Origin of the sequence: Saccharopolyspora shandongensis, from assembly GCF_900106995.1 — a bacterium.
Classification (GTDB): Bacteria; Actinomycetota; Actinomycetes; order Mycobacteriales; family Pseudonocardiaceae; genus Saccharopolyspora; species Saccharopolyspora shandongensis.
Map to the genome: position 1 here is coordinate 1 of NZ_FNOK01000081.1, position 26,465 is coordinate 26,465.

At 67.2% G+C, this 26,465-nt stretch carries 25 protein-coding genes and 2 pseudogenes; 14 read left to right on the top strand and 13 right to left on the bottom strand.

Translation table 11 applies throughout. From position 1 onward, the window contains the following. The first annotated feature begins 477 nt into the window (after window positions 1-477). Window positions 478-891 carry a RidA family protein gene (locus tag BLW84_RS42550; protein WP_093277934.1) on the top strand — a complete coding sequence of 138 codons (414 nt, stop codon included), beginning with the start codon at window positions 478-480 and terminating at the stop codon, window positions 889-891. Window positions 892-1,052: 161 nt separating this feature from the next. Here the strand turns inward: BLW84_RS42550 and BLW84_RS42555 are convergent, their stop codons facing one another. Both BLW84_RS42555 and BLW84_RS42560 read right to left on the bottom strand, forming a co-directional pair. Then, window positions 1,053-1,187, bottom strand: coding sequence for a PaaX family transcriptional regulator C-terminal domain-containing protein (locus tag BLW84_RS42555; RefSeq protein ID WP_093277936.1), 135 nt, complete (start codon window positions 1,185-1,187; stop codon window positions 1,053-1,055). Window positions 1,188-1,528: 341 nt separating this feature from the next. After that, complete coding sequence (locus BLW84_RS42560) at window positions 1,529-1,846, bottom strand: hypothetical protein (RefSeq protein ID WP_143061314.1); 318 nt, start codon at window positions 1,844-1,846, stop codon at window positions 1,529-1,531. Between the two features lie 290 nt (window positions 1,847-2,136). Between BLW84_RS42560 and BLW84_RS49650 the strand changes: the two genes are divergently transcribed. Together BLW84_RS49650 and BLW84_RS49655 are read left to right on the top strand one after the other, a co-directional pair. Then, window positions 2,137-2,544, top strand: coding sequence for a hypothetical protein (locus BLW84_RS49650; RefSeq protein ID WP_245761774.1), 408 nt, complete (start codon window positions 2,137-2,139; stop codon window positions 2,542-2,544). Then, on the top strand, window positions 2,501-3,307 hold the full coding sequence (locus BLW84_RS49655; RefSeq protein WP_177227002.1) for a helix-turn-helix domain-containing protein: 807 nt from the start codon (window positions 2,501-2,503) through the stop codon (window positions 3,305-3,307). Before BLW84_RS49650 ends, BLW84_RS49655 begins: the two co-directional genes overlap by 44 nt. 43 nt (window positions 3,308-3,350) lie before the next feature. On the opposite strand, the gene BLW84_RS49660 is transcribed toward BLW84_RS49655, so the two are convergent. From BLW84_RS49660 to BLW84_RS42585, 4 genes and pseudogenes are all read right to left on the bottom strand, one after another. Continuing rightward, a complete protein-coding gene (locus BLW84_RS49660) occupies window positions 3,351-3,551 on the bottom strand; it encodes a hypothetical protein (RefSeq protein ID WP_177227003.1) in 201 nt (66 codons plus the stop codon). 100 nt (window positions 3,552-3,651) lie between these two features. Further along, window positions 3,652-4,080 (bottom strand): annotated as a pseudogene (locus BLW84_RS46960) (transposase); the annotation flags it as partial. Window positions 4,081-4,567: 487 nt separating this feature from the next. Continuing rightward, window positions 4,568-4,987: a CBS domain-containing protein gene (locus tag BLW84_RS42580; protein ID WP_093277942.1), complete on the bottom strand. Its 420-nt coding sequence runs from the start codon at window positions 4,985-4,987 to the stop codon at window positions 4,568-4,570. 443 nt (window positions 4,988-5,430) lie between these two features. Continuing rightward, on the bottom strand, window positions 5,431-6,666 hold the full coding sequence (locus BLW84_RS42585; RefSeq protein WP_177227004.1) for a patatin-like phospholipase family protein: 1,236 nt from the start codon (window positions 6,664-6,666) through the stop codon (window positions 5,431-5,433). 139 nt (window positions 6,667-6,805) lie between these two features. Between BLW84_RS42585 and BLW84_RS42590 the strand changes: the two genes are divergently transcribed. Beyond that, the gene (locus BLW84_RS42590) at window positions 6,806-7,762 is read left to right on the top strand and encodes a patatin-like phospholipase family protein (RefSeq protein ID WP_093277944.1); all 957 of its coding nucleotides are present in this window, start codon (window positions 6,806-6,808) and stop codon (window positions 7,760-7,762) included. Between the two features lie 29 nt (window positions 7,763-7,791). Here BLW84_RS42590 and BLW84_RS42595 read toward each other — a convergent pair whose 3' ends face one another. After that, window positions 7,792-8,643, bottom strand: a complete 852-nt coding sequence (locus BLW84_RS42595; protein ID WP_245761775.1) for a WS/DGAT domain-containing protein — start codon at window positions 8,641-8,643, stop codon at window positions 7,792-7,794. On the opposite strand from BLW84_RS42595, the gene BLW84_RS42600 reads away from it, so the two are divergent. Beyond that, on the top strand, window positions 8,550-9,251 hold the full coding sequence (locus BLW84_RS42600) for an HAD-IC family P-type ATPase (RefSeq protein WP_281247494.1): 702 nt from the start codon (window positions 8,550-8,552) through the stop codon (window positions 9,249-9,251). The genes BLW84_RS42595 and BLW84_RS42600 overlap by 94 nt on opposite strands. 240 nt (window positions 9,252-9,491) lie before the next feature. Here BLW84_RS42600 and BLW84_RS42605 read toward each other — a convergent pair whose 3' ends face one another. The 4 genes from BLW84_RS42605 to BLW84_RS42615 form a co-directional block, all read right to left on the bottom strand. Beyond that, on the bottom strand, window positions 9,492-10,043 hold the full coding sequence (locus tag BLW84_RS42605) for a DUF305 domain-containing protein (protein ID WP_245761776.1): 552 nt from the start codon (window positions 10,041-10,043) through the stop codon (window positions 9,492-9,494). Window positions 10,044-10,217: 174 nt separating this feature from the next. Beyond that, on the bottom strand, window positions 10,218-11,153 hold the full coding sequence (locus tag BLW84_RS42610; RefSeq protein ID WP_425441829.1) for an Acg family FMN-binding oxidoreductase: 936 nt from the start codon (window positions 11,151-11,153) through the stop codon (window positions 10,218-10,220). A gap of 163 nt (window positions 11,154-11,316) precedes the next feature. Then, window positions 11,317-11,547, bottom strand: a complete 231-nt coding sequence (locus BLW84_RS46965) for a hypothetical protein (protein WP_143061316.1) — start codon at window positions 11,545-11,547, stop codon at window positions 11,317-11,319. A 378-nt stretch (window positions 11,548-11,925) separates the two neighbouring features. Then, window positions 11,926-13,416, bottom strand: coding sequence for a bifunctional aminoglycoside phosphotransferase/ATP-binding protein (locus BLW84_RS42615; protein ID WP_093277970.1), 1,491 nt, complete (start codon window positions 13,414-13,416; stop codon window positions 11,926-11,928). 161 nt (window positions 13,417-13,577) lie between these two features. Between BLW84_RS42615 and BLW84_RS42620 the strand changes: the two genes are divergently transcribed. Beyond that, entirely contained in the window at window positions 13,578-13,805 is a 228-nt protein-coding gene (locus BLW84_RS42620; protein ID WP_093277948.1) for a DUF1918 domain-containing protein, read from the top strand. A 5-nt stretch (window positions 13,806-13,810) separates the two neighbouring features. Then, entirely contained in the window at window positions 13,811-16,066 is a 2,256-nt protein-coding gene (ppsA, locus tag BLW84_RS42625; protein WP_093277971.1) for a phosphoenolpyruvate synthase, read from the top strand. 7 nt (window positions 16,067-16,073) lie between these two features. Here the strand turns inward: ppsA and BLW84_RS42630 are convergent, their stop codons facing one another. After that, on the bottom strand, window positions 16,074-17,069 hold the full coding sequence (locus BLW84_RS42630) for an Acg family FMN-binding oxidoreductase (RefSeq protein WP_093277972.1): 996 nt from the start codon (window positions 17,067-17,069) through the stop codon (window positions 16,074-16,076). A 177-nt stretch (window positions 17,070-17,246) separates the two neighbouring features. Here BLW84_RS42630 and BLW84_RS42635 point away from each other — a divergent pair, with 177 nt between their 5' ends. Together BLW84_RS42635 and BLW84_RS42640 are read left to right on the top strand one after the other, a co-directional pair. Further along, window positions 17,247-17,654, top strand: coding sequence for an Hsp20/alpha crystallin family protein (locus BLW84_RS42635; protein WP_093277950.1), 408 nt, complete (start codon window positions 17,247-17,249; stop codon window positions 17,652-17,654). 40 nt (window positions 17,655-17,694) lie between these two features. Further along, window positions 17,695-18,693, top strand: coding sequence for an Acg family FMN-binding oxidoreductase (locus BLW84_RS42640; protein ID WP_093277952.1), 999 nt, complete (start codon window positions 17,695-17,697; stop codon window positions 18,691-18,693). Between the two features lie 150 nt (window positions 18,694-18,843). Here the strand turns inward: BLW84_RS42640 and BLW84_RS42645 are convergent, their stop codons facing one another. Beyond that, window positions 18,844-19,290: a universal stress protein gene (locus tag BLW84_RS42645; RefSeq protein ID WP_093277973.1), complete on the bottom strand. Its 447-nt coding sequence runs from the start codon at window positions 19,288-19,290 to the stop codon at window positions 18,844-18,846. Window positions 19,291-19,598: 308 nt separating this feature from the next. Here BLW84_RS42645 and BLW84_RS42650 point away from each other — a divergent pair, with 308 nt between their 5' ends. The 5 genes and pseudogenes from BLW84_RS42650 to BLW84_RS49665 form a co-directional block, all read left to right on the top strand. Beyond that, complete coding sequence (locus tag BLW84_RS42650; protein ID WP_093277954.1) at window positions 19,599-20,882, top strand: MgtC/SapB family protein; 1,284 nt, start codon at window positions 19,599-19,601, stop codon at window positions 20,880-20,882. Window positions 20,883-20,978: 96 nt separating this feature from the next. Then, the gene (gene otsB, locus BLW84_RS42655) at window positions 20,979-22,565 is read left to right on the top strand and encodes a trehalose-phosphatase (protein ID WP_245761777.1); all 1,587 of its coding nucleotides are present in this window, start codon (window positions 20,979-20,981) and stop codon (window positions 22,563-22,565) included. Then, on the top strand, window positions 22,562-24,982 hold the full coding sequence (locus tag BLW84_RS42660) for a glycoside hydrolase family 65 protein (RefSeq protein ID WP_245761778.1): 2,421 nt from the start codon (window positions 22,562-22,564) through the stop codon (window positions 24,980-24,982). Before otsB ends, BLW84_RS42660 begins: the two co-directional genes overlap by 4 nt. Beyond that, window positions 24,969-25,400, top strand: a complete 432-nt coding sequence (locus BLW84_RS42665; protein ID WP_093277959.1) for a hypothetical protein — start codon at window positions 24,969-24,971, stop codon at window positions 25,398-25,400. Before BLW84_RS42660 ends, BLW84_RS42665 begins: the two co-directional genes overlap by 14 nt. Before the next feature lie 78 nt (window positions 25,401-25,478). After that, window positions 25,479-26,278: pseudogene (locus tag BLW84_RS49665) on the top strand (IS701 family transposase); the annotation flags it as partial. Window positions 26,279-26,465: the final 187 nt, after the last annotated feature.

Below are 26,465 nucleotides of genomic sequence, written 5' to 3' on the forward strand. Positions count from 1 at the left end.
CGACTCCGCACCCGCTACGAACGACGAGCCGACATCCATCTCGGACTCCTCCAACTCGGATGCGTCCTGATCTGCTACCGCCAACTACCAACGTCCTGGGCGCGGTAGTTGTGCCCGCAGCACACGATCTTCCGGGCAGTGGTGACCACGGGCGCGTGGTCGGACTGCTCCAAGGGAACCACCTGGGCCCTGGGCGAGGGCCACTCAAGCTCCTGGCGCGCTTGCTGGAGGCCATCCCGGGACCGCAGCAGTTCACCCACATCAGCGTGCGGCAGCACCATCCAGCCTTCCCGGCTCAGCACCGCCGCCGCGGTCGTTCGGTCACCCGTCGTGCCACTGGGCAGACGAAGAGTCGAGAGCCGCATGGTCAGCTTCTCCGCTCGAACTTGGCTGGATATGTCGTTTGTTTTACGATCGTCACGGAATCACGTTAACCAACTTCGGGCAAACTGCAAAGCCCGGGAGACGAGAAGATTCATGACACCGGCAGCGAGCACCCCCGTGCAGCACGTCAACCCGCCCGAGCTGGCCCGCCCCTCGGGCTTCACCCACGCCGTCGGCTTCGCCGACACGGTTCACGTGTCCGGCCAGACCGCGATGGACGCCACGGGGAAGATCGTCGACGGCGACATCGTCGACCAGTTCCGGCAGGCGCTGGGGAACATGCTGACCTCGCTACGGGCAGCCGGCGGAGAGCCGGCCGACCTGCTCTCAGTGCGCATCTACCTGCTGGACATCCCCGGGTACCAGGCCCGCGGCAAGGAAATCGGACAGGTCTGGCGCGAACTGGCAGGCGAGACCTACCCCGCCATGACGGGCGTCGGGGTGACGGCGTTGTGGCAGCCGGAGGCGTTGATCGAGATCGAGGGAGTCGCCGCGCTCCGTCGCTGACGACGCGATGCCGTCATCGGCGTGGCCCCGGGCATCGCGCCACCGGGGCCACGCCGAAACGGTCAGCCGGCTGGCGTCTCCAGCACGGCGTTCACGTACTCGCGCGCCGCGCCGTCCAACCGCTCCCGCAGTGCCGCGAACAGCTTCTCCGCCTCGACGCCTTACCACTCCGCCGTAAGGGCATCGAGCGGCAGGCCCGGGTCCAGGTAGGGCAAGCGCCGCCAGATCGTGACGACGCGGACGAAATTTCGGAAAACCTCCACCGGCTGCCCTCCGTCATTTCGCCAGCGGCGCAGAACCGGCCGCTCTCAGACGATGACATCAACTTGCGCGTGAGGCCCACGAGGCACGTGCACACCGGTGGACGCTCGCGTGGTCACGGAGAGCACCGGTGCAATCGAAAACCCGTCCGGTGCAAAGAACATTCATGAATCCTCGATGCTCTTGTCGTCACGAGCGACCGGCAGGTTCGGCTACTTCGCCTGCATCGCGGTCGCCGGCCGGTGCCACGTCGAGTCGCTCGGCACCTCGCAGCAAGTGGTGGGGGCCGACCCGCGCTTTCGCGGATCATGCGCGCCCCGAACGCAACGCCCGCCGCAGGCTCGATCCCGGCGGCGGGCGTCGATCACGCGGCGAGCTACCCTCGCGCGGTACCGGTGCACGGGGTCGTCGGTTCGAGCATGGCGGACACATCGATGACGTCGAGATCGTCGCTGACGTGGATCGGCCCGGCGAAATCGTTGGCGGCCGCAGCCGCGAACTCCCGCTCGCTCACGCTGCCGTCGTCGGGGTAGAGGTGGTTCATGACGAGCGCACGGACTCCCGCGATGGTGGCGAACTCGCCAACACCCATGACACGGCCACCGGTGTCCGGCCAGTCGTAGCCGATCAACGGGGTGTGCGCGGTGGGGGCCTGCACGCGCATGGTGTCCTCGAAGGTCGTTCCGCGATACATCGCCAGCACGGCATCGAGAGACCACCCAGCGGATCACCGCCCGGCGCGTTGCGGTCCGCCCGGTCTGGGCCGAACACCTGGACCTGCTGGTTGTCGTAGTCCCAACTGGCGAAGTTGGAGTTGAAGAACGGGAAGTAGCCGGGCCGCGGTGGGCTGCCGCACCTCAGGCAGCCCTGCCCTTGCCGATAACCTCATCCGCCCTGGTCCGAGGCGGTGTCCGGGTAGGTCGACCATAGTCGCTCGAGCGGACGCTTTCGCCGTTGTCGAGCACCACGGCATGGTGATCGACTGTGCTGCTGCGACTGGCCTACCTGGGCCTAACGAATGCGTTCGCCATGTTGCGCCTGCTGCCAATGAGCGACCGAGACAAGGACATCGAGATCCTCGCCTTGCGCCATCAGATCACGGTGCTAAAGCATCAACTCGGTCACGAGAGGGTGCGGTTCACCCCAGCTGATCGAGCCTTCATAGCGGCACTACTGCACCCGCTGCCACGGAACGTTGCCCTGATCGAAAACTCATCCGCGCAGGTGAAAGCTGGTATACCGGGTGTCGCGGATGTTGTCCGCGACTGTTCGTGCTGGGACCCGCGCCTGACTGGTGATCGCCGCGGCATGATGGTCGACCGTGCCGCTGAGACTGGCGTACCTAGGCATGGCGAACACATTCGCCATGCTGCGCCTGCTACCGATGAGTGACCGGGACACGAACGTGGAGATCCTGGCCCTGCGCCATCAGATTGCGGTGCTGGAACGCCAACTCGGCAAGAACAAGGTGCGGTTCACTCCGAGCGATCGAGCGTTCCTGGCCGCACTGCTGCACCGGCTGCCGCTGGAGGTGTTGCATCGGCTTCGGCTGCTGGTGCGTCCGGACACGGTGCTGCGCTCACCACCGCGACCTGGTCCGCACGCCGTCACGCGACCATCTCCAAACCGAAGCGCCCAGGACGACCGCGCACCATCCGCTCCATCCGAGCTTTGGTGCTGCGCCTGGGCAAGGAGAACCCCAGCTGGGGATATCGCCGGCTCCACGGGGGAACTACTCGTCCCGGGAGTGAAAGTGGCCGCCTCCACCATCGGGGAAATCTTGCAGGCCGCCGGTGTCGACCCGGCACCCGGACGGAACTCCAGCACATGGGCGGACTTCCTGCGCTCCCAGGCCCATGCCTTGCTGGCGTGCGACTTCTTCGAGACGGTCACCTTATCCGGGGCGCGAATGTACGTGCTGGTGATGATCGAGCACGCCAGTCGCCGGATCCGGATCCTGGGCGCCACCACCCACCCAACCGCATCGTGGGTAGCGCAAGCCGCGAAGAACCTCGTGATGGATCTGGAGGACGCTGGTAGCCGGGCGGGTTCCTGGTCCGGGATCGGGACGGGAAGTTCCCCGCCCTGTTCGATACCGTCCTCTCGGATACCGGGATCGAGGTCGTGCTCAGCGGCGTCCAGATGCCGGAAATGAACTCAATCATGGAAAGGTGGGGCAAACCTGCCGCCGCGAACTCCTAGACCGCACACTGATCTGGAACCAGCGGCACCTTCTCCATGCCCTGCGCGAGTTCGAACAGTTCTACAACTCCCACCGGCCCCACCAGGGCATCGCAAACACCCGCCCATAACGTCCCTTGCCCGTGCCGGTCACCGATCCAGAACAGCTCGATCCCCTCAACATACATCGACACGATCGGCTCGGTGGCATCCTTCACGAGTACCAGCACGCAGCATGACCTGCGTGGACGCGGTTTTCGGCAAGGGCAGGCGCAGGATCTCGTCGCGGGCTGCTTGTAGTGATCGTTTCAGGCGTGTCGGGGAAAAACCCGCCTGGTCGGTGACCTGGCGGCGAACGAGGCGCAGCGTGCGAAGGAAGGAGAGCCGATCGGGATCGATCTCGGCGGCCAGGGCGGTGTCGTGCATCAGCGACCGCGGAGCGTGGTGTGTGAGCAGGAATCCGTAGATCTCTTGCTCCACACCGGAAGGGTGTTGGGAACGCAGGACGAAGCCGGCCCCGCCTTGATGGGTTTTCAGTTCGTCGAGAGCAGTTTCGATCTCCCACCGCTGGGTATACAACGCCGCCAGCTCACGCGCCGGGGTCGCGGCGGGATCCAGGACGGTGGTCGCCAATCGGTAGACGGTCTCGTCGGCGCCGAGGGTGTATTCCACAACCCGGACCGTGATCGGGTCAGCGCGCCGGTAATAGTCGCGGCCGGCCACGATCTCGGACAGATACGACCCGTCATCGAACTGATACATCTCGTCTTTCAATGAGGCGAAGAACGACTCAGCTGCGGCGTCGCGAGATACAGCCATCCTTCACCGGTTTTGAGGGCGGACAGGCTTCTGATCAAGCCAACCGGAGGGCCGGGCCGGCGCCGGCGAACACGGCAGGCAGGTCAAGACCAAGGCACGCCGCAACGGCCAGATCTTTGTTGAGTCATGCAGATTCACCGGCACCGATCCTGGCAGCGGACCAGGCCGGAGCCGCTACCACCCACACTCACAGATCTTTGTGTGTAAGACGGTGATCCGACAGGCTGGGACGTCGCTGCACGGATGTCTGCACGGGGCCCGCACTCACACCAGCGTCGTCGATCTTGGTGATCGTTCCTTCTTCGCGGACAACCGACGTACAGAGGACGACACTCGATCATGGACCTCGACCTCGGTGAGCTCATCACCCCGGTTGCCTCGCCGAGTTACTTGGCATCCGCTCGCCGCCGCCCAGTCAATGAGCCACCTGCTCTGCCGCGATGACCTGCGCCAGGCTGCCGGTCTGCCGCGAGAAGATCACCATCAAATCGTCCAAGCTCACAACGCCCTTGAGCATGCCCTCAGTGTCAACGACCGGCATTCGGCGGCATTCGGCGGAGGCCATCCGCTGCGCGGCGTCGAAGAGATCTGCGTCCTCAGAAAGGGAAGCAACGTCGCTCGTCATCACTTCACGAACAGGAGAGCTTGGCGCGAGTTCCCTCGCGATACCGCGGATCACGATGTCACGATCAGTGACGATGCCGACGACCTTGTTGGCGTCATCGACGACGATGAGACTCCCGACGCCGTGGCTATCCATCTGCGAGGCTGCTTCTGCCAGCGAAATCTCCGGTCGGCAGCTCACCGGCGCACTCAAAAACTCCTGCAAGCTCATGGGAGTCTCCCTTCAACTACTACGGAAAGCCGACCACACACCAGCGTCTGGAGCTAGAGGCGAAGGACTCCCGAGAAAGTCGGTGCACCTCGCCAGGCAACCCCAGCTGGTGATGGGCTCGCGGTGGCGCGATGCCTGGCCAGGTCCCTGCTGGGCTCGGTCGCAGGTTTCGGATGTACTCCAGTAGTCCCACTCCATGGTCGGGCAGTTCGTGGACTGCGGCGTGGCGTTGCCGGGTGCGCTTCTCGCGTGTGCTTGTCGTGCGAGGTGGCCCGGTGTGCCAGCAGCGGATGTGGGCGATCACGGTCTTTTCGCCCGCCGCGCCCCGCAGCCCTCCGCGTAGGTCGCCGACCCGTCGCGGCGCACCATCCGCACATCAGAGTGTTCACGCAGCCAGGCCTCGACGGTTGTGGCCTTGCGGTCCGGCAGCGGTTCCCCGCAGCTCATCCCGTCAGCTCGGGGAGCGGGCCGATCTGCCAGGGGTCGTTGTTCGTGGGGCGGGTGAGCCAGTGCTGTGCGTCGTGTTGGCCCATGGCTATGAGTTCGTCGAGGTATTGAGCGTCGAAGAACAGGTAGCTGAGGAGCTGGCCGTGGGCGGGGCTGTCGCCGCCGAGGAACTGGCTGAACAAGCGTTGGCGGACCGAGCGCAGGTTGAGTTTGCGGCTGCTGGAGTGGAAGACCTCCAGGGCGTGTTCTCCGATGGCGCCGCGCCGGTCCGGGGCGATGAAGATGTAGGGAACTCGGCGGTACGGGGGTTTGCCGCGGGCGCGGCGGTACTGCTGCGCTGCGGCTGCGCCTTCGGGGTCGCTGTAGAAGAGGTTGATGTTGCCGAGGGTGATGATGTCTTCGGCCAGCGGATCGACGAGGGCGCCCTCGAGAACGTGCAGTGCTCCATCGGCGAGGTCCGGCGGGCTCCCCTCGTGCCGACCCGGTTCATCCGATGACGGAATGATCGCGTCGGTTCCGACGACCACGATGCGATCGGCCCCGAGGTCCAACGCCGGTTTGATGGGGGTGTTCAGCCGGGTTCCACCGTCGACGTACCAACCGTGCGCCTCGGCCGGGAACTCGATGCGGACTGGTGGGAACAGCACGGGCAGTGCGGCGGAGGCCCGCAGGTGCACGTGATCGATTGTCGTGGGCACGTAGTCGAGGATGTGGGAGCGGTGCAGCACGGGCTGCACCGCGCTCTCAACGAACACGACCGTGCGGCCACTGCGTACGGCGGTGGCGACGACGGCCATAGCATCGACGCTGCGCTGGGTGATGTGGTGATGCAACGATGAGAGGTCGATCCACTCCTGCACGCGCTGTTCGAGCGGAGCCGGATCCAGCAGGCTGGAGAACTGGAAACCCGGCAAGGACAGTGTTTCGCCCACATAGCGCATTGCGGCCAGAAGCAGGTGTTGGTGCAGCGGGCGCATGATGTGTCCGCTGCCGACATGGCGCCAGTTCTCCAGCAAGCCCGCGGCGGCTTCCTCGGCGCTGTGCTCGTGGGCCGCGGCTAGGTAGGCGGCATTCATCGCGCCCACGCTCGTTCCTACGAAAAGGGATGGTCGCTGGCCGCGACGGTCGAGCTCGGGCACGAGTACGGACAGCGCGCCCGCCTCGTAAGCGCCACGCGCGCCACCGCCGGCCAGAACCAGCGCAATCCGCTCGCCGTCCACCGCGCTCATCATCGCACCGATCCCGCAGTGCCGGTGCCGTTCGAGCTCGTCAGCGGATACCCCTTCAGGTAGTTGGTGGGCGGTCGGTGGGCAGCGGTCGTTGCCTGATCGCAGCATCGTTGAGCGTCGGGCAACGCGGGAGGGCACCGGGATGCGGCAAGTCGATCTTGTGCTTGAGGGTGGCGGGGTCAAGGGGTTCGGCACGGTGGGCGCCGTCATCCGGCTGCTGGAGCGCGGGTACGCGTTCCAGCGGATCGCCGGCACCTCGGTCGGGGCGATGGTGGCCGCGCTGGCGGCCGCGGGCGCCGACGCCAGGCAGATCCGCGCCGCTCTGGGGCGGCTCGAACTGTCCCGGGTACCCGATCGAACGCCGCCACACCTGCCGTTGATCAGTGAGGGACTCGGGTTGCTCACGCGCAGCGCCGCGTACGAGGGCGACTACGTCCGGGACTGGCTGGACCGGGAGCTGCGCGCCCTCGGGGTGGTGACGTTCGGCGATCTCCGTCGCGAACCCGACGGCGACGACGACAACCTGCACAGCGATCAGCACTACAAACTCGTCGTGCTGGCAACCGATGTCACGCACGGCCGGCTGCTGCGGCTGCCGTGGGACTACCACCTCTACCACCGCGATCCCGACGAGCAGTCCGTGGCCGACGCAGTGCGGATGTCGATGTCCATCCCCCTGTACTTCCAGCCGCGGCGGCTCACCGACCGGACCACCGGAGACACTTCGGTCATCGTGGATGGCGCGGTCCTGTCGAACTTCGCCGTCGAGATCTTCGACCGCACGGACGGCCAGGAGCGGCGCTGGCCCACCTACGGCGTCCGCATCTTGCCCGACCTACCGGCCGGCATCGACAAGGTCTTCCCCACGCTCGGATTGCCGCTGCCGCCGCCCTTCGAACTGCTCAAGAAGGTGCTCGTCACCGCCTTCGTAGGACACGACCAGACCCACCTGAACCTCCCCGAGGTGCGGAAGCGCACGATCGCCATCGACACCTCGAACGTGGAGATCACCGACTTCGACGCGAACGCCGAAACGGTGCAGGAGTTGATCCGACACGGCCAGGAAGCCGTCGACACCTTCCTCGCCGACCACGAATGAGTCCGAGTCGAACAGCTTCGCGAACGTCCTCAGGAGTCGATGTCGTTGAGCTCAGTGACCGCGTGCGGTAGGGCTTCGCTGAGTTTTTCCAGGTCACCGACGGCGCGCCGGTTTGCCTGCACGCCGATGTGGACGATGTCGCGGTACTCGGTCACGGCGAGGGACAGGGCATGGCCGGGCGCCAGCGGTGCGAGCGGATAGAGCTCGCGCAGCGGGGCACCGTCCAGCGGCACCACGACGTTGGGCACGGGCACGTCGGTGATCACGGTGTCGAACAGCAGACCAACGGCTTGGCCCACCAGCGGGGCGGCGAGCAGTTGCACCATCGACGGCATTCGACCGGCGAGCGCTGGGAAGGCGCCGGGCCCGCGCAGCGGACCAGAGCACTTGTTGCGGTCCATCTCGGCCCGGACGATCTGCAGCCGGGTCACGGGGTCCGGTTCCCCCACCGGCAGATCGCACAGGTAGCCCGAAAGCTGGTTGTTGGGACCTCGGGACTTTCTGCGTGATCGATGGCTGACCGGGACCAGGGCCCGCACGGTGAGCCCCTCAAGGGCATAGCCGCGGGTGTCCAGCCACCGCCGGAGCGCACCGGTCACGACCGTGAGTGCGATGTCGTTGGTCGTGCCGCCGTGGCGGGCGCGGATCCGGCGGATGTCGCATTGTTCGAGGGGGATCAGCGCCACGCGCCGTGCGGCAGACGGGCGAGCGTGCAGCGGAGAGTCCGGCGCGGGCGCTCGCATGTTGCGCACCACGGAAAAGGCGATCTCGACCGTCTGCTGCACGGTTGCGGGAAGATCACCGACAGCGCAGAGCGCGTCGCCAAGAAGTTGGTGCGGCCGGGAGATCCTTTCCACGGTTCGCAGGGCAGCGTCGAGCACGGGATCTGCGCGCGAGGTGCTCGCCGACGCCGGCATCGACGCCAGCGCCCTACCCGATCGCCGCCGAGTTCTCCGCCCAGGGCAAGACCCCCATCCTGGCCGCCGTAGATCGACGACCCGCTGGTGTCGTGGCGGTCGCCGACACCATCAAGGACGATTCCGTCGCCGCGATCACGGCGTTGCGCCGGCTCGGCATCGACGTCGTCATGATCACCGGTGACAACGCCCGCACCGCCGCCGCCATCGCTCGGCAGGTCGGTATCGGCCGCGTGCTCGCCGAAGTCCTGCCCGAGCACAAGCCCGGCGAAGTCCGCCGTCTGCAGGCGGAAGGTCGTCGCGTCGGCATGGTCGGCGACGGCATCAACGACGCGCCCGCCGTCGCCAGGCCGACGTCGGCCTGGCGATCGGCACCGGTACCGATGTCGCCATCGAGGCCGCCGACATCACCCTCATCTCGGGCTCCCTCGCTGGAGTCGTCACCGCCATCCGCCTGTCGCGCGCCACCATGCGCAACATCCGCCAGAACCTGTTCTTCGCGCTCGTCTACAACGCCGTCGGCGTCCCCATCGCCGCAGGCGCGCTCTACCCGCTGCTCGGCCTGCGCCTGAGCCCCATCCTCGCCGCTGCGGCGATGGCGTTGAGTTCGCTGTCCGTGGGGGGCAACTCCAACCGGCTTCGCCGCCATCGCCCCGCCTCCCTTCCCACGGCTGCGACTGTCGCCGTCGAACCGGTCGTCGAGATCGTCGGCACTCACCGCACCGAGGGGGAGCCCGCAGTCGTCGCACGAACCCGTACCGGGTCGATTCGGCCACGACATCGGTAGCGAAATCGTCCGCCAAGAGCGGTGTTCAGCCGCCGAGCATCTGACGCATCTGGTCGATCTCCGCGATCTGGCTGGTCTCGATGCTTCGAGCCAGCTGCCGAGCGTCGGGATTGATGCCGCGGGCTTGTTCGGTCTTGGCCATGTCGACCGCGCCCTCGTGGTGGGCGATCATCATCTGCAGGAACATGCGGTCGAACTGAGCGCCGGACATCCCCATCATCATCCCCGAGATGTCCTCGGGAGGTGGCATGCCCGGCTGGTGCTGCATCATCCCCGGACCGGCGGTGGGCACCGGCTTGCCCCAGTCCTGAAGCCAGCGCGTCATGGTCTGGATCTCCGGATCCTGCGCTTGCTCGATCCTGGCTGCGAGGTCTCTGACCTGCTGGCTCGTGGACCGTTGCTGGGCGATGCGGGCCATCTGGATGGCCCCCTGGTGATGCGGGATCATCTGTTGGGCGAAGGTGACGTCCGCGTCATCGAACGCCGGGGCGGCGGTAGTCGGGGGCGCGCCACCAGTGCCGGGCGGTTGCTGCCCGCAGCCGCTCACGGCCAGCGCGCTGACCAGCACCCCGACCACAGCCAGTCCCCACCTGGTTCGCATCGCATGCCTCCCTTCCAGCGCCATAGTTGGTGTTGCTCCAGCTCGGTTGGCTTCGGAGCCGGCGACCATCGCGATCGAGGCCGCGCCTGCCACAGGTTGACGGCGATGGCTTCGGCTCCTCCATTCGCTGGTGCCCGTTGGGTAGCGCTGCTAGTCGCTGATCAACAGGTCTTTGACATTGCGGCGCGGTGTCGCGCGGGTTGGCGATCCGTAGCCGATCCGCGCCAGGGCTTGCGGGTACGGCTCACCGCCGAGGAACCGCCGCAACTCGTCACGCGTTTCTGCGACCTCCACGACCTCTGACAACAGCGATGAAGCCAAGCCTCGTGCCGTCGCGGCCAGCAGCATGCGCTGCATCGCCTGTCCCGCGTGCAGGTCGTCGAGTCGACTGTCGTGATGCGAGCACACCACGACCAGCAACGGTTCGTACTCGAAGTCCTTGCCAGGAACGCGGGCGCGAGACTGACCACCGGAGAAATCCCGCAAGACCCACTGGTCCTGAGGCTCCGGCAGCGGCCCCGCCGCGGCGGCCGGCACTCCCTCGGACGCGTCTTTTGGACGGCCCGTCCAGCGCGCCAGCTCGTCCCGGAATCGCACGTCCGCCATCTGCACCCGGTGCGCGCGATGTACCAGCCCCTCCAGCGTCCCCAGTTCCTGGCGCTCCATCACGTGCAGCCGGCACTGCTCACGCTGCACCGCGACAGCCAGTGCGTGCTGGTGCTCGGTCGGCACCGGGGTCTCCAGGAACGGCCGCCTGTTGCTGTGCCGCTCGGGGATTGCTCGGTACAGGTCCTGTTCCTCTGAGAGCTGCTTCATCTGCCCGCCACCGCGCACCTCCGCCAACGCGGTTTGCCCGGCCAACCGAGGCAACAGGGCCACCACCGGACGAACCCCGGTGTGCTCAAGCGCCAGACGGAGGTTCAACAACGCCGCACCGCACGCCAACCGCAATTCCCTGTCATCGGGATCCGCGATAGGCAGCCGCCGTTGCGGGTCGCCATGCAATTCGATCGCGTGCGGCATCAGGCGGAAGCGCCATGGTTGGCTGTTGTGCAACGACGGCGCCAGACCGGCCAACCGCACCACGTTCGCGGTCTGCTCGGCGGACAAGCCGAGAGCCGTGGGGAATGAAGTCATCTCCCGCCCCCTCGGGATAACGCCACTGCCTCGCGCATCGAGTCTCGCAGGCCATCGACTCCCGTGCTCGACCGCCGCGCTCCCGTCAACGCATCCGCCGGATCCGTTGCGGTCAAGCGATCTCACGCCAGGGCAACCCCGCGTGCGAGCCGATGGACATCAGGTGGTCGACATTGTCCCGCGCTTCGGATTCGCTGTCGAAACCGATGAGGGCGTGCGGTTCACCGTGCGCCAAGTACGTCACGTGCCACCCGACTCCAGTTCGTTCGAGCACGATTTCGTAGGAAGGAAGCGAATGCCAATCCGATTCTCCAGCACACCACCGTCCCACGACCTCGATCATGGTTTCCTCACACCGGCTACAACGGCTCGACCTACCCGCCAGTATTCTGCGTCATCGCACGCCCAGTCCCGGGCCATTCAGCCTCAATTCGCCGTGGTCCCGGTACGACCCTCGGCTGGTTTCGAAGTCTGCCCAGGCCGACGCGATCGCGGTGTCCACGCGACGGAGGTGTCAATGAGCATGGCCTCCGGCCACGAAGCGGAGACACCGGCCCGTCGTGGCGGCGATTTCCACCGGGCCGCGTCGCCGCGGCGGTTACCAACCACCAGATGTGGCGAAACGGGTCCTCCTCGACCGGGGTGGTACACCAGTTGCGGAGATCTCGTTCGGCACGCCTGCAGGATGCCAGAGAATGCTCGCCATGGGCGGCCCCGGCGTTCAGCTCGTTTCGACAGCCGTCCAGGCTGTTGCGATCGCGGTGCCTTCGCGGCCGGCGGTGTCGATGCGGGTGGATTCGGGCCATTCGGCGAAATCCCAGCGCATCGCGGCAGCGATCTCCGCTGTCGCGTCGGAGGCGTCGCCGGCTCGGGCGGTGATGCGCGGTTCGGCGATCTCCGCTGGGGCCACGCACTGGAGTTCGGTGACCACGACGGACGTCTCGCGCGCGACGGCTCTGGCCGACTCGCGTTCGTCCGCGCTGCTCCAGCTGGCGTCCAGGACCACGCTTTCACCGAACTCCAGCACGGTTCGCGCCCGGTCCAGCATCTCCTGGTAGGTGTCGTGCACGTGTCCGCTGTCGTAGAGGCCGCGGCCGTAGCCGGCGTGCGCGGCAAGTCCGACCGCGCCTGGTAGTTCCCGGCGAATCTGGTCGGTGCGTAGCAGGACCGCTCCCATCCGGTCGGCCAGTGCTCCGGCGACGGTCGACTTGCCGGTGCCCGGCAGTCCGCCCACGAGGACCAGCCGGACCTGGCCGTCGCGCAGGTGTTGCAACGTCATGCCGGTCAGCTGCCGAGCCTGCGCCGCGGCGTCGGCGACGCCCTGGGCGTGTCGCAGGCACGCGACCTTGGCGCGGACGAACGCCCGATAGGCCAGATAGTGGTGCGCCAGCGACTGCACACCCCTGGCGTCGGAGAACTCCTGGTACCAGTCCAGGAAGATCTGGCCGAGTGTGGTGTCGCCGAGTCGTTCGAGGTCCATCGCCAGGAACGCGACGTCGTCGAGGGCGTCGACGTACCGCAGCGCGTCGTCGAATTCCAGGCAGTCCAGCACTCGTGGTCCATCCGGAAGGCAGAAGATGTCCTCGGCCAGCAGATCACCATGACCGTCCACAATGCACCCTCGCCGGACCCGGTCCTCCAACAGCGGGGTCCGGCCGTCGAGGTAGCGCAGGGTCAGTTCGACGACCTCGTCGAACTGGGCGCGATCGAGGACGTCGCCGACGAACGGCTCGGATCCGGCGAAGTTGTCGATCCAGCGCTTGCGCAACGCAGCCGGTTCGCCCGCTGCATCGATGTCAGGTCCGCGGTGCGCGGTGCTGTGGAAGGAGGCGAGCAGCCGCGCCAGCTGCTTCAGATCGGCTCTAACGTCCGCCCGCTGCGCCACCAGCTTCGACAGCCGAAGCGACGAGGGCATGCGGCGCATCACCACGATCCAGTCGCATGGCTCGCTGTTGCCGTCGAGCACCTGGGCCACGTCGAGGTAGACGTCGGGGGCGAGCCGGCGGTTGAGTTCCAGCTCGCGTCGGCACGCGCGCTCTCTGGCGGTCACGGTGCGGAAGTCGAGGAAGCCGAAATCGACGGGTTTCTTGACCTTGTAGGCGTGATCGCCGATGAACACCACCACCGCGCAGTGGCTCTGCACGATCCCGACGCTGTCCTGGTGGACGAAGCGGGCTGGGGACGTACCGGCCCTGGCGTGAGAGGTGCTCATGTTGACGATCTTCCGCCGAGGGTTCTGGGCTGCGAGTCGCTTCCGACTGTCGCGCATACCGGGCGTCAATGCAGGGTCGAACGGCCCTGGATCCTGGCCGGGCCCGTGCGGTTACCTGGCGCTGCCGGAGTCCCTCCGGGGAAGGTGGGAGCGAGCCGATCATGCGTGCGGACGTGGGTGACTGGCTGGTGGTCGAAGGCACCCACCTCGACGACCACCGCCGCAAGGGACAGATCCTGGAGGTTCACGGACCGGACGGCGGGCCGCCCTATCTGGTCCACTGGCTCGAAGACGGGCACACCAGCCTGTTCTTCCCTGGCCCCGACACGCACACGTCGAAAGCCCTGCCTCACCACCTCAAGCCCGATGTCCCCGAAGCGTCTCGGTGAGATCGATGCCTTCCATCCGTTGGTTTTCCCAGCTGGGACTGACCGATGTGCCCTTCGCCGGCGGTAAGGGCGCGAACCTGGGCGAGCTGACGCGGGGCGGTTTCCCGGTCCCACCGGGTTTCGTGATCGGTGCGGACGCCTACCGCACTTCGCTCCGGGAGGCCGGAGTCGAGGCCGAGCTCAACCGGCTGTTGGCCGAGTCCACCGAGCTGGTCGACGACCAGGCCGGGCTGACTTCGGCGTGCACCCGACTGCAGCAACTGGTGCACCAGGCGGGTATGTCTGCCGGGGTACGCGGGGAGCTGGACAAGGCCTACGCCGAACTCGATCACGGTCTGCGGGTGGCGGTGCGGTCCTCGGCCACCGCCGAGGACGCGCCGGGCATCTCCTTCGCCGGGGTCAACGAGAGCTTCACCAACGTCACCGGGTCCGGCGAGCTCTCCGCGCGCGTGGTGGACTGCTGGGCCTCGCTGTTCAGCCCGCGGGCTGTCGCCTACCGGGTCGCTCAGGAGGTGCGGGAGGCCCCGGCGATGGCCGTGATCGTGCAGCAGATGGTGGACGCAGAACGCTCTGGTGTCGCCTTCACTGCGAACCCGGCCACTGGATCGCGGGAAGAGATGCTGGTGGAGGCCGGCTTCGGGCTCGGCGAATCCGTTGTCGGGGGCACCGTGGAACCCGACACCTACACCATCCGCAAAGCCGACTCCCGACTCACCCAGCTCAACATCGGCCGCAAGGACCACAAGGTGGTCCGCGATGCGTCCGGCCGGCAGACCCGCGTCGATCTGGCGGCCGCCGAGACCGACCAACGGGTGCTCACCGACACCGATTTGCGCGAGTTGTCCCGGCTGCTGGTCCAGGTCGAAGAGCACTACGGCAGCCCGCAGGACGTGGAATGGGCCATCGCCGACGGCACGTTGTGGGTGGTGCAGTCCCGACCGATCACCACCCTCGAGCGCCGCATGCCAACGAGTGCCGTTCTGGTCTCCGGGCTCGGGGCGTCGTTCGGCACCGCCTCCGGTGCGGTGCGGGTCATCCAGTCGCCTGCCGAATCCGGGGCACTCCGGCCCGGCGAGGTGCTGGTGGCGCCGATGACCGCGCCGGACTGGCTGCCAGCGATCCGCAAGGCCGCTGCGCTGGTCACCAACAGCGGCGGCATGACCTGCCACGCCGCCATCGTCGCCCGCGAACTCGGGCTGCCCTGCGTGGTAGGCACGCGCACCGCCACCACCACGCTGCGCGACGGCGTGACGGTGACCGTTGACGGGGCGAACGGCACCGTGGTCGAAGGCGGCATCAGCGCGGTTCGCGAGCCCGCCCGCGCTGAACAACCATCGGAACCGGCCCCGAGCCAGTCCCTGGCCACGCGGATCTACGTCAACCTGGCCATGCCCGACCAAGCCGAACAGGTCGCGGAGCTCCCGGTCGACGGGGTGGGCCTGCTCCGGGCGGAATTCCTGCTCACTGAGGCGCTCGGCGGCGAGCACCCCGGCCGCATCCTCGCCCGCGGCGGGCAGGAACCCGCCATCACCGCGATGGTTTCCGCGCTGTCCACCATCACCGCGGCGTTCGCGCCACGGCCGGTTGTCTACCGAACCGCGGACTTCCGCAGCAACGAGTTCCGGCACCTCACCGGAGGCGATGACTACGAGCCGGTCGAGGACAACCCGATGATCGGTTACCGGGGCTGCTACCGCTACGTCCGAGATCCGTCGTTGTTCCGCATGGAACTCGAGGCGCTCGCCCGCGTCCGCGAGCGGACCCCGAACCTGCACCTGATGATCCCGTTCGTGCGCACCCGCTGGGAACTGGAACAGTGCCTCGCCGAGGTCGACCGCAGCCGGCTCGGCGCAGCGCGCGGGCTGCACCGCTGGGTGATGGCCGAGGTGCCTTCAATCCTGCACTGGCTACCCGAATACGCCCGGCTCGGCATCGACGGCGTGTCCATCGGCAGCAACGACCTCACCCAGCTGGTCCTCGGCGTCGACCGCGATTCCGAGCTGTGCGCACCGCTGTTCGACGAATCCGACACGTCGGTGCTCGCCGCGATCGGGCAGATCATCGGCGCCGCACGGCGCGCCGGGATCACCTCTTCACTGTGCGGACAGGCACCATCGAACAACCCGGACTTCGCCGAACACCTCGTCCGGCTGGGCATCACGTCCATTTCGGTCAACCCCGACGCCGTGTCAGCGGTCCGGCACACGGTCGATGTCGCCGAGCGCAAGATTCTCCTCGAGGCGGCACGGACCCGGCTCTGAGCCGCACTCACTCCGACGGGAACAGTTGCTCGACGACTTCCGACAGCGCGCGGCGTGAAGTCAGCGGCCCGGGGAACTCGTGCGTGACCGGCCATCCGATCCGGATTGCCAGCTGTGGAAACCCGGTTCCGCCGAGGACCTGTTCCCGCACCTGGTTGCGGGACTCTGCGACCTCGCCGATCTGACTCAGCGGGCAGGTCGCCAGCCCTTGCTCCGTCGCGCTCAACAGCACCGCGCTCAACGCCTCTCCGGCGGCCAGCCAGCTCTCGTAGCTGTCACCACGGGTCGCCAGGACCGCCAGCACCGCCCCATCGTCCAGAATCGGCACAGGCAACTCCCCCTCCGCAGCCAAGGCGAAGTCCCGCTCGGGCATGCCGCGCAGGTGTTCGGCCGGAATGCTGCGGGCCGGCACCCCCTCAGCGGACGCATGCCGACCCGTCCAGGCAGCGAGCTCCTGCCGGTACTCAGGTCGCTGACGTTCCACCGAGCCCGCGTGTTCGATCGCCAGTTCCAACTCCCGACGTGCCCTGTCGTCCAAGGCGAAGGTGAGCGTGCAGCCCTCCAACCGCGCGACCTCGCGCAAGGGCACGAGGACCTCATCCGGAACCGGATCTTGCAGGAACGGTCTCCGGTCGCTGCGCCGGTTCGCCGCCGCAGCAGCCAGCGTCACCACGTGCTCGTCGACCTCGTCCACGCTGGTGAACTCGATCGACGCCAGGTGATCCGGTTGCGCAGGATTCGGCAGCCGGTGCACCCGGGGCTGCCATCCTTCGGCGGCGAACGCGATGCGCACGTGGTTCAGCGTCGCTCCGCAGCTGATCACCATCTCGCGCCCGGTCGGGTCGAGGACCGGTAGCAGCCGAGAGCTGTCGAGGTAGAGGTGCACCGAGTGCTCTGCTACCTTCCACCGCCACGGCTGGCTGTTGTGCACCGACGGCGCCCGGCACGCCAACGCCAGCGCCGAACGGACCGTCTCCTGCGACGGAACTGCCCTTCCAGCCATCACGCCCACCCCCACGGCCAATGCTGGCGCATCGCGGACAAGGTCACCGGTTTCCAATTCGTTGCCGCGTGAGTACCACGTTCCTGTCCGCTGATAACGAGGTCGACCGGCCCTAGCCCCCGACCGCGCTTGCGTCGACAGTGAAGACACCGCAGATCGGTCCGCTTGGAGGAAATCATGACCAGCTTGTTGCCGAGGCCGGGAATGAGCTTGCCCGACATCTTCCAGATGTTCGAAACCGAGTGGCCCTTCGGCGAGCGGCACGCGATGCGGGTGGAGACCTATGCCGACAAGGGCGAGTTCGTGGTCCGCTGCGAACTGCCCGGTGTGGACCCGGAGAAGGACATCCACATCAACGTCGAAGGCAACCAGCTCAAGATCAACGCCGAACGCAAGCACGAAGAGCGCACCGACCGGCACAGTGAGTTCCACTACGGCACCTTCAGCCGCACCCTGCTGCTGCCGACCAGCTGCAACACGGACGACATCAAGGCCGAATACGAAGCAGGAATCCTGACCATCCACATGCCACGACGGGAGATCGAAGCGCGCAAGGAAGTTCCCGTCGCACGCGTCGGGAAGTAACCGTCACGGCAAGCAGTCCCGGCGGCCGTGGATGTGTTCGATGTATGAGGGCGTCGATCGCGACGTGCTGGAGGCAGCCGTCGCGCTTGCTACACGCGCGCCATCGCTGTTCAACGTTCAGCCGTGGCAATGGCAGGCCGGGGCGAACTCGTTGCACCTGCTGCTCGACAGATCCCGTGGGCTAACGGTCACAGACCCCGCCTTCCGGGAGTTGACGATCAGCTGCGGGGCTGCGTTGCATCACGCGGTTGTCGCTCTGCATGCCCTTGGTCGGCAGGTTCGGGTCCACCTGTGGCCCGATCCTGCCGCGCCGGATCGACTGGCGGCGATCGACGTCGTTGGTTCCGCGGATCCCTCTCAGGCCGAGTTGGCTCTCGCCGGCGCAGCCGGGAGGAGGCGAACCGATCGTCGCCAGTACGCCCCGGATGCGGTTCCCGGCCGCATTCTCGATGATCTCGTTCTGGCCGGTGAAGAGGTCGGCGCGAAGGTCATGGTGGCTGAAGGCGATGACCGGTACGCCTTGGCTCGGGCTTTTGCGAAAGCGGCAGCGTTGCACGGCGCTCGGGAAGACTACCGAGCCGAACTCGCCGCGTGGACCGGATTGAGTGAAGGGATGGCCGCGGGCGTGTCAGCGGCTGCAGCGCCACGACCTGGCGCGCAGTACGGCGACATCGTATTGCGCGACTTCGGGCGCGTTGCGATAGCGCACGAAGAAACCGGATCCGCGCAGAACGCCGGATGCATCCTCATGGTCAGCACGTCAGCGGATGACACGGTGGCGCACCTGATCGCGGGCGAAGCCATAAGCGCTGTTCTGTGCACTGCGGAGTTGGAAGGCCTGGCCGGCAGTCCGCTCAGCGAAGCCTTCGAAATCGAACAAACCCGCAACGCGATCCGCCACGAAGTGCTGGCCGACGCGGGCTATCCGCAGCTCGCACTCCGGATCGGCTGGCCCACCACCGCGCGTGGACCATCACCGACGGGCCGACGCCAGGTCCACGAACTGCTCCACGACCTTCTCGACGACCACGCGGACTGAAAACGGGAGGGCCCGCGATGACGACACCTCGTCCGGTCATCACAGGCGTCCCTGGCTCGCCGCATTCGATCCGAGCTGCTTCGTGAACCGCCGCTAGGGCTCGCAGCGGCGTGGTAGCCACCCCCAACGCAACGCGCCCACGAGCTCTGGTCATCCATCGTCAGGGCGAACAACAACCACCGGGCAGTGCGCATGGCTCACGCAGTGCATGCTCACCGATCCCAGGAGCGCCCCGACGAATCCACCATGCCCGCGACTTCCCACCACCAGGAGGTCCGCACCGCGAGCTCGATCCAGCAAGGCTCGTGCGGCATGGCCGCGAACCACGTCGCGGTCAACGGGCGCCGAAGTCACCAGCAGAGCCGTGGTTTCGTCAACGGCCTTCCGAAGCTCCCATTCCGCACGTGCCCTCGTCTCGTCATCCGAACCCATCGGCGGCATTGGCATGGCCTCACCGAGCACCGGAGCGGACCACGCCATCAACGCGGTGACCCGACCACCGCACTGCTCCGCGTAGCGCAGCGCCCACCGCAACGCCGCTCGCGAGCCCGGCGAGCCATCCACCCCGACAACGACCCGCGGTTCGCGCTCGCTCATGACTCCCCCGAAATCCAGCCCAACAGTCAAGGCCGGGTCTACCCGCCGGATCCCGAGATCGCACACCGGCCCGCAATCGTCCATGCCGCAGTCATCGACCAACGCCCCTATGCGGCGGGCAATCGTGATGCGAATGCTGGCTGGTGAAACGGCCGGCGACGGGGTGAGGTGGTGCGGTGGCGGCACTGCGGTAGGTCTTTGCGATGCGATCGATGGTGGCAGTTCAGGCGTTCCCCACCTCAACGGCCTTCTGGCACCTACGGAGCGCTACCTCCCCGAAGCGACCGGCGACGAGGAAGCTTCGCCCATTGGACACGACGACCGCGCTTGTTCACTTCGCCACCGCCCTGGCGATCGGATTGCTGCTGGGGCTGGAACGGGAGCACAGCATCGCCGGCGAGAAGTTCCGTCCCGCCGGATCCCGGACCTTCTCGCTGCTGGGCGTGGCAGGCGCGATCGCCGCGGCACTGGGCCCGGCCGTGCTAATCGTCACGGTCAGCGCCGCGAGCGTGCTGGTCATCGCCTGGTACGTGCTTACCGCTCACGCCTCCGCCGAAACCGACGTCGGGGCCACCACGGAGGTGGCCGCGATCGCCACCCTCCTTCTCGGCGCGCTGGCCTGGACCCAACCGACCTGGGCGGTACCGGTCGCCGTCGCAATAGTGACGCTGCTGGCCGCGAAACGGCCACTGCACCGCTTCGCCACCAGGCTGGTCACCGACGAGGACATCGCCGACGCCATCCGGTTGTTCATCGTGGCCTTCGTGATCTATCCCCTACTCCCCGACCAACCGCTCGGCCCCTACGGAGTGCTCAACCCGTCCCGGATCTGGCTGCTGGTCATCGCGATCACCGTCATCGGCTGGGCCGGATACGTGGCCGCCCGCGCACTCGGCGAACGCCAAGGATTGCTCGTCGTTGGATTCCTCGGCGGCTTCGTGTCCGCCTCCGCGACCACCGTGGTCCTCGCCCGCCGATCCGTCCAGGGAGTCCAGACAGCCGTGCTGCCCGCCGTGCTTGCCGCAAGTGTGGCGACACTCGTCCAACTGATCGCCGTCACCGCCGTCGCCAGTCCACCGGTCGCCGTCCGACTGCTGCCCGCAGCGATCGCCGGTGTGCTCATGCTGCTGGCCGAGGCAAGCTGGCTCACCTGGCGGTCGAGCCGAGCCGAACCCCACACCGCCGAACCAGGCCAGGACGAGACCACCGCCGCGGAGCCTCGCGAGACGCCCGGATCCCAGCGACCGCTGTCCTTGCGGATCACACTCTCCTTGACACTCCTGCTGGTCCTGCTCCTGCTGGCTACGCGCGCAGCCGCCGATCTATTTGGCGGGCGGGGCGTGCTCGTCGCCGCCTTCATCGGCGGCCTCGCCGACACCCACACCACCGCTGTCGCAACCGCCACCCTGGCGGGCACCGTCATCCCCACCAGCGTCGCTGTCCTGGGCGTCGGAGCTGCGCTGCTGAGCAACACACTGATCAAGCTCGTCCTCGCCGCCGCAGCGGGCGGACCGCACTTCGCTGTGCGCCTGGCGGCGCTACTGGTGCTCCCGGCCGTCGCCGTGGCGGCAGGTATCGCGCTCACCGGATGAGCTCGCTTGGTGGGACACCGCGCCCCGGCGGTGGATTCGTGCAACCAGCCGGGTACCCGACGCGCACGTGGCCCATTTTTCACCACGGTCTGGACGGTGTGGAGAACCGGAGTCGGCATGGTCACCACGAACATCGATCCATGCCGCCACCGTGCGGTGCTGTTCGACATGGACGGAGTGATCACCGATACCGCCTCGGTGCACGCTGCCGCGTGGAAGCGGCTGTTCGATCGGTACCTGGCGGACCGCCCGCGCATGCCGGGGGAAGATCACCGGCCGTTCAGCGCCGCCGATTACACCCGGTACGTGGAAGGCAAGCCCCGGGTGGACGGGGTGCTGGACTTCCTGGGCTCGCGCGGGATCGCACTGCCTCACGGCAGTGCGGACGACGACATCGGTCTGGAAACCGGGCACGGGCTCGGGAAGCTCAAGGATCGGTACTTCCGCGATGCGCTTGCCTCGGCGAGCACGCTGCTGTTTGGCGACGCGGTGCCGCTGATCGACTCGCTACGTCGCCATGGAATCCGGACCGCGGTCACCTCGGCCAGCCACAACTGCGCCCGAGTGCTGGAGCAGGCCGGTGCGGCACAGCTGTTCGACGTCCGCGTCGACGGTGTGCTCGCCGACGAACTGGGGTTGCCCGGCAAGCCCGAGCCCGCGGTCTTCCTTGAGGCTGCACGGCGGCTCGACACGCAGGCCTCGGCGTCCGTGGTCGTCGAAGACGCCCAGGCCGGGGTCCAGGCCGCCAGAATCGGAGGTTTCGGCCTCGTCATCGGAGTTGCCAGAACCGGCCCGCCGAGCCGACTGCTGGAGGCGGGTGCCGATGTGGTCGTGTCCGCGCTCAGCGACGTTTCCGTCTCGGAATCCATCGAGCGACGGCTGTCCGAAGTCCCCGACGGCCTCGATCGATGGAACGACATCGTCGACCGCCTGCAGGGTCGCCGAATCGTGCTGCTGCTGGACTTCGATGGCACCCTCGCCCCCATTCGCAACGACCCCACCAAGGTCGCGATGCCGCTGAAGGCCAGGCAGGTCCTGCAGCAACTCGTCCGAACCTGCCCCGTGGCGATACTGAGCGGCCGAGACCTGCAGGACGTGCGCCTCCGGGTCCGCATCGACGGCCTGTGGTACGCGGGAAGCCACGGATTCGAGCTCGCCGGTCCCGGCGACGAGCCGATCACACAGGAAGCCGGTGACTCGGCGCTGCCTGATCTCGACGACGCCGAGCGGCTCCTTTCCAGCGAACTGGAACCTGTCCCCGGCGCACGTGTCGACCGCAAGCGGTTCGCCCTTGCGGTGCACTACCGCAACGTCCGACCGGACGACGTCGACCACGTGATATCCACGGTGGACCGCATTGGCGATTCGTTCCCCGCTCTCCGCACGACGCACGGACGTCGCGTGGTCGAGCTGCTGCCGGACATCGACTGGAACAAGGGCAGGGCGCTGCGCTGGCTGCTTGACCGTATGGGGTTCAGCGGGGCCGACGTCGTTCCTGTCTTCGCCGGTGACGACTACACCGACGAGGACGCCCTGCGCGAGATCCACGACGACGGCATCGGCATCGTGGTGCGCAGCGTCGAACACGGCGACCGCCTGACCTGGGCCCACTATTCCGTCGACAACCCACGCGCGCTGAGCGCACTGCTCGCCCGCTTCGCGTCCTTGTTGGGGACCGCATGAATCCCTGGCTGTTCGGCTTCGACGACTTCGACCCTGGCGATGAAGGTCGCCGGGAGGCATTGTGCACGCTAGGCAACGGGTACTTCGCCACGCGCGGTGCCGCACCTGAATCCCGTGCCGACGGCGTGCACTATCCCGGCACCTATGTAGCCGGCTGCTACAACCGGCTCACCACGACCGTCGCTGGTCACGATGTGGAGAACGAGTCGTTGGTGAACATGCCGAACTGGTTGCTGCTGACCTTCCGCATCGACGGTGGCTCGTGGTTCGACCTGGCGCACGTAGAAGTGCTCGACCACGACCAGGAACTAGACCTCGAACGCGGCATCCTGGTCCGCAGGTTGCGCTTCCGCGACGGGCAGGCACGGACGACGCGCGTAGTGCAGCGCCGGTTCGTGCACATGTCCCGACCGCACTTCGCCGGGCTGGAGACCACGCTCGTCACCGAGGACTGGTCGGGCACGATCACGTTCCGCTGCGGCGTCGACGGCCGCGTCACCAACTGCGGCGTCACCCGCTACCGCGATCTCGAAGGACGCCACCTCGTCGACTACCAGACCTCCGAAGTCGCGCCGAACATCACCGTCCTGCACGCGCAAACATCCCAGTCCCACATCCGCGTCGCCGAAGCCGCGCGGTTCCGGGTGTTCGTGGGCGGCGAGCTCGTCGACGTCGACCAGTCCCTGGTCCGACAGGACGACCTGATCGCCCACGACCTGGCGCTGGACGTCGAGCAGCAAGCCGAAGTTCGGGTGGAGAAGATCGTCTCGCTGCACACCTCGCTGGATCGCGCCAGCACCGAACCCGTCACGGAAGCCGTCAACGACGTACAGGAGGCCGCGGGATTTGACGACCTGACCCGATCGCACAGCCTGGCGTGGACACGTCTGCACCACGGTTTCCACTATGGACTATCGATGAGCGATGGTGCTCAAGAGGCCGTGAACCTTCACTTGTTCCACCTGTTGCAGACCGTCTCGCCGAACACCGCCGACCTCGACGCAGGTGTGCCGGCACGCGGGTTGCATGGCGAGGCCTACCGCGGCCACGTCTTCTGGGACGAGCTATTCGTCCTGCCCACACTCAACCTGCGCATGCCACAGCTGGCCCGTGCTCTGCTCATGTACCGCTACCGCCGACTGCCGCAGGCACGGAAGGCCGCCCATGACGCGGGATTCTCTGGTGCGATGTTCCCTTGGCAAAGCGGCAGCAACGGCCGGGAAGAAAGCCAGCGCTTAGATCTCAACCCCCGCTCAGGCAACTGGCTACCCGATCACACGCACCTGCAGCGCCACATCGGGATCGCCATCGCCTACAACGCCTGGCACTACTTCCAGGCCAGCGGGGACGAGGAATTCCTTCGCGACTTCGGCGCCGAGATGATCCTGGAGATCGCGCGGTTCTTGTCATCCCTCACGCACTACGACCGCAGCCGTGACCGGTACATCATCCGCGGTGTCGTCGGCCCGGACGAGTACCACACCGCATACCCCGGGCGGGATCGGCCGGGAATCGACAACAACGCCTACACCAACGTCATGACCGCCTGGCTGTGCCGCACCGTCGTGCACGTCCTCCGTGAACTGCCCGACCAGCGGCGCGGGGAAGTCATCGACGCCCTGGAGATCCGCCACTCCGAAATCGACCGCTGGAAACGGATCGCGCAACGCATGTTCGTGCCGTTTCACGGGAACGGGATCATCAGCCAGTTCGAGGGCTACGACCGGCTCGCCGAACTCGACTGGGACGCCTACCGGCAGCGCTACGGCGACATCCAGCGCCTCGACCGCATCCTGGAGGCGGAGGACGACGACCCGAACCGCTACCAGGCGTCCAAGCAGGCCGACGTGCTGATGCTGTTCTACCTGCTGTCGGCCGAAGAACTCGAGGAGATCCTCGGCAGACTCGGCTACCCCATGCCCAGCATTCCCGACAACATCGAGTACTACCTGACGCGCACCAGCCACGGATCGACCCTCAGCGCCGTCGTCCACGCCTGGGTCCTCGCGCGCGGCCGGCGGCATCGCGCGCTGGAGTTCTTCGACGAGGTGCTGGCCGGCGACATCCACGACACCCAGCACGGCACCACCGCCGAAGGCATCCACCTGGCCGCCATGGCGGGCAGCATCGACATCCTGCAACGCTGCTTCGCCGGCATCCGAGGTCCGCGACGGCGAACTGCACCTCAACCCGCTGTGGCCCACCGAACTCGGCCCGCTGGAGCTGACCATCCACTACCAAGGACAGCCCGCAGTACGGAGAGGATGATCCACCATGGGGCGCCCCCCAGATCCCGCGCGGCGGGAGCGCACGCTTGCGCGGGCGACCGACTACGTACTGGGTCATGGCCTGGCCGGGTTGAGCTTGCGGCCGTTGGCCTCGGCTCTCGATACCAGCCCGCGGATGCTGCTCTATGACTTCGGCAGCAAGCAGGAGTTGGTATCTGCGGTCCTTGCCGAGGCCCGGCGCCGCGGTGCGACACGGTTGGCCGAGAACCTCCCGCCGGAGGCAGGCTCTCCGGAGGAACGCCTGCGCGGCATCTGGGCCTGGATCAGCGCACCCGAGCGCGCCGCGTTCGTCCGGCTGTTCTTCGAGGTGCACGCCGACGGCCTGGCCCACCCCGAGAACTACCCGAACCGGGCCGAGGCGATCACGGACTGGTTCAACACCCTCAGCGCCACGTTCCGCGACATCACCACCGGCCCCGACGACACCGTTACTCCCACGCTGGTCATGGCCGTCATCCGGGGCCTCCTGTTTGACCTCACGACCACCGGCGACCGCCGCCGCACCGACCGCGCCCTGGACCGCTTCTGCGAACTCCTCCGGCATTGAATGAAGACAAACGATCACACGGTGTCCGCAGGTCACACCACAGACCCTGCCCGCTGGCAGGAGACATTCGAGGCCCTGATGGACCGGATCACGGGCCGGTTCACGCGGGTCGAACCCCGCCGGCGGATACGGCGATTGGTGCTCGGCCTTCTATCGGATCTGCCCCGCAAGAACTGCTGGACCATCGCCGAGTGGGCCGGGGACGCCACCCCGGATGGCATGCACCTGCTGAACCGGGCCAAGTGGGACGCCGACGCCGTCCGCGACGACCTACGCAACTACGTGGCCGAGCACCTGCACGACGACCAGTCGGTACTCGTGGTCGACGAGACCGGCGAGGTGAACTGGCCGCCCGCATGATCACCCGGTTCCTGGATAGTGGCCACCACGCCTCCTGGGTGTCCGGCGACGAGGTCTACGGCAGCAACCCCAAACTGCGCACCGCACTGGAGGAACGCGGCACCGGCTACGTGCTCGCCGTGGCCGGTAACCACGAAATCACCACCCAGGCAGGGAAGTTCCGCGCGGATGCCCTGGCCAAGAAGATTCCCAAGCGGGCCTGGCAGAAGCTGTCGGCTGGAGCCGGTGCCAAGGGGCAACGCTTCTACGACTGGGCCCACATCGACCTACCCAGCACCGCCCCCGGCCACCGCCACCTGCTGATCCGCCGCAACCGCACCACCGGCGAACTCGCCTACTACCGCTGCTACTCGCCCCAACCGGTGCCACTGGCAACCCTGGTCCGGGTCGCTGGATCAAGGTGGCGGGTGGAGGAGACGTTCCAGTCCGGAAAGGGCCTGGCCGGACTGGACGAGCACCAGGTCCGCCGTTACGTGTCCTGGTCTCGCTGGGTCACTCTCGCCATGCTCGCCCACGCCGGTGCTGGCGAACGCGGCGACACAGCCCCTGCGGATGCCGGGTAGATCACCGACAGCGGCTTCGAGCTCTTCGGGATGCAGATTGCGCCCCGCCCGGATAATGAGGTCCTTGGCCCGGCCCGTGACGTAGAGCTCACCGGCGTCGAGATACCCGAGCTCACCGGTGTCCAGCCACCCGCGCCGGACC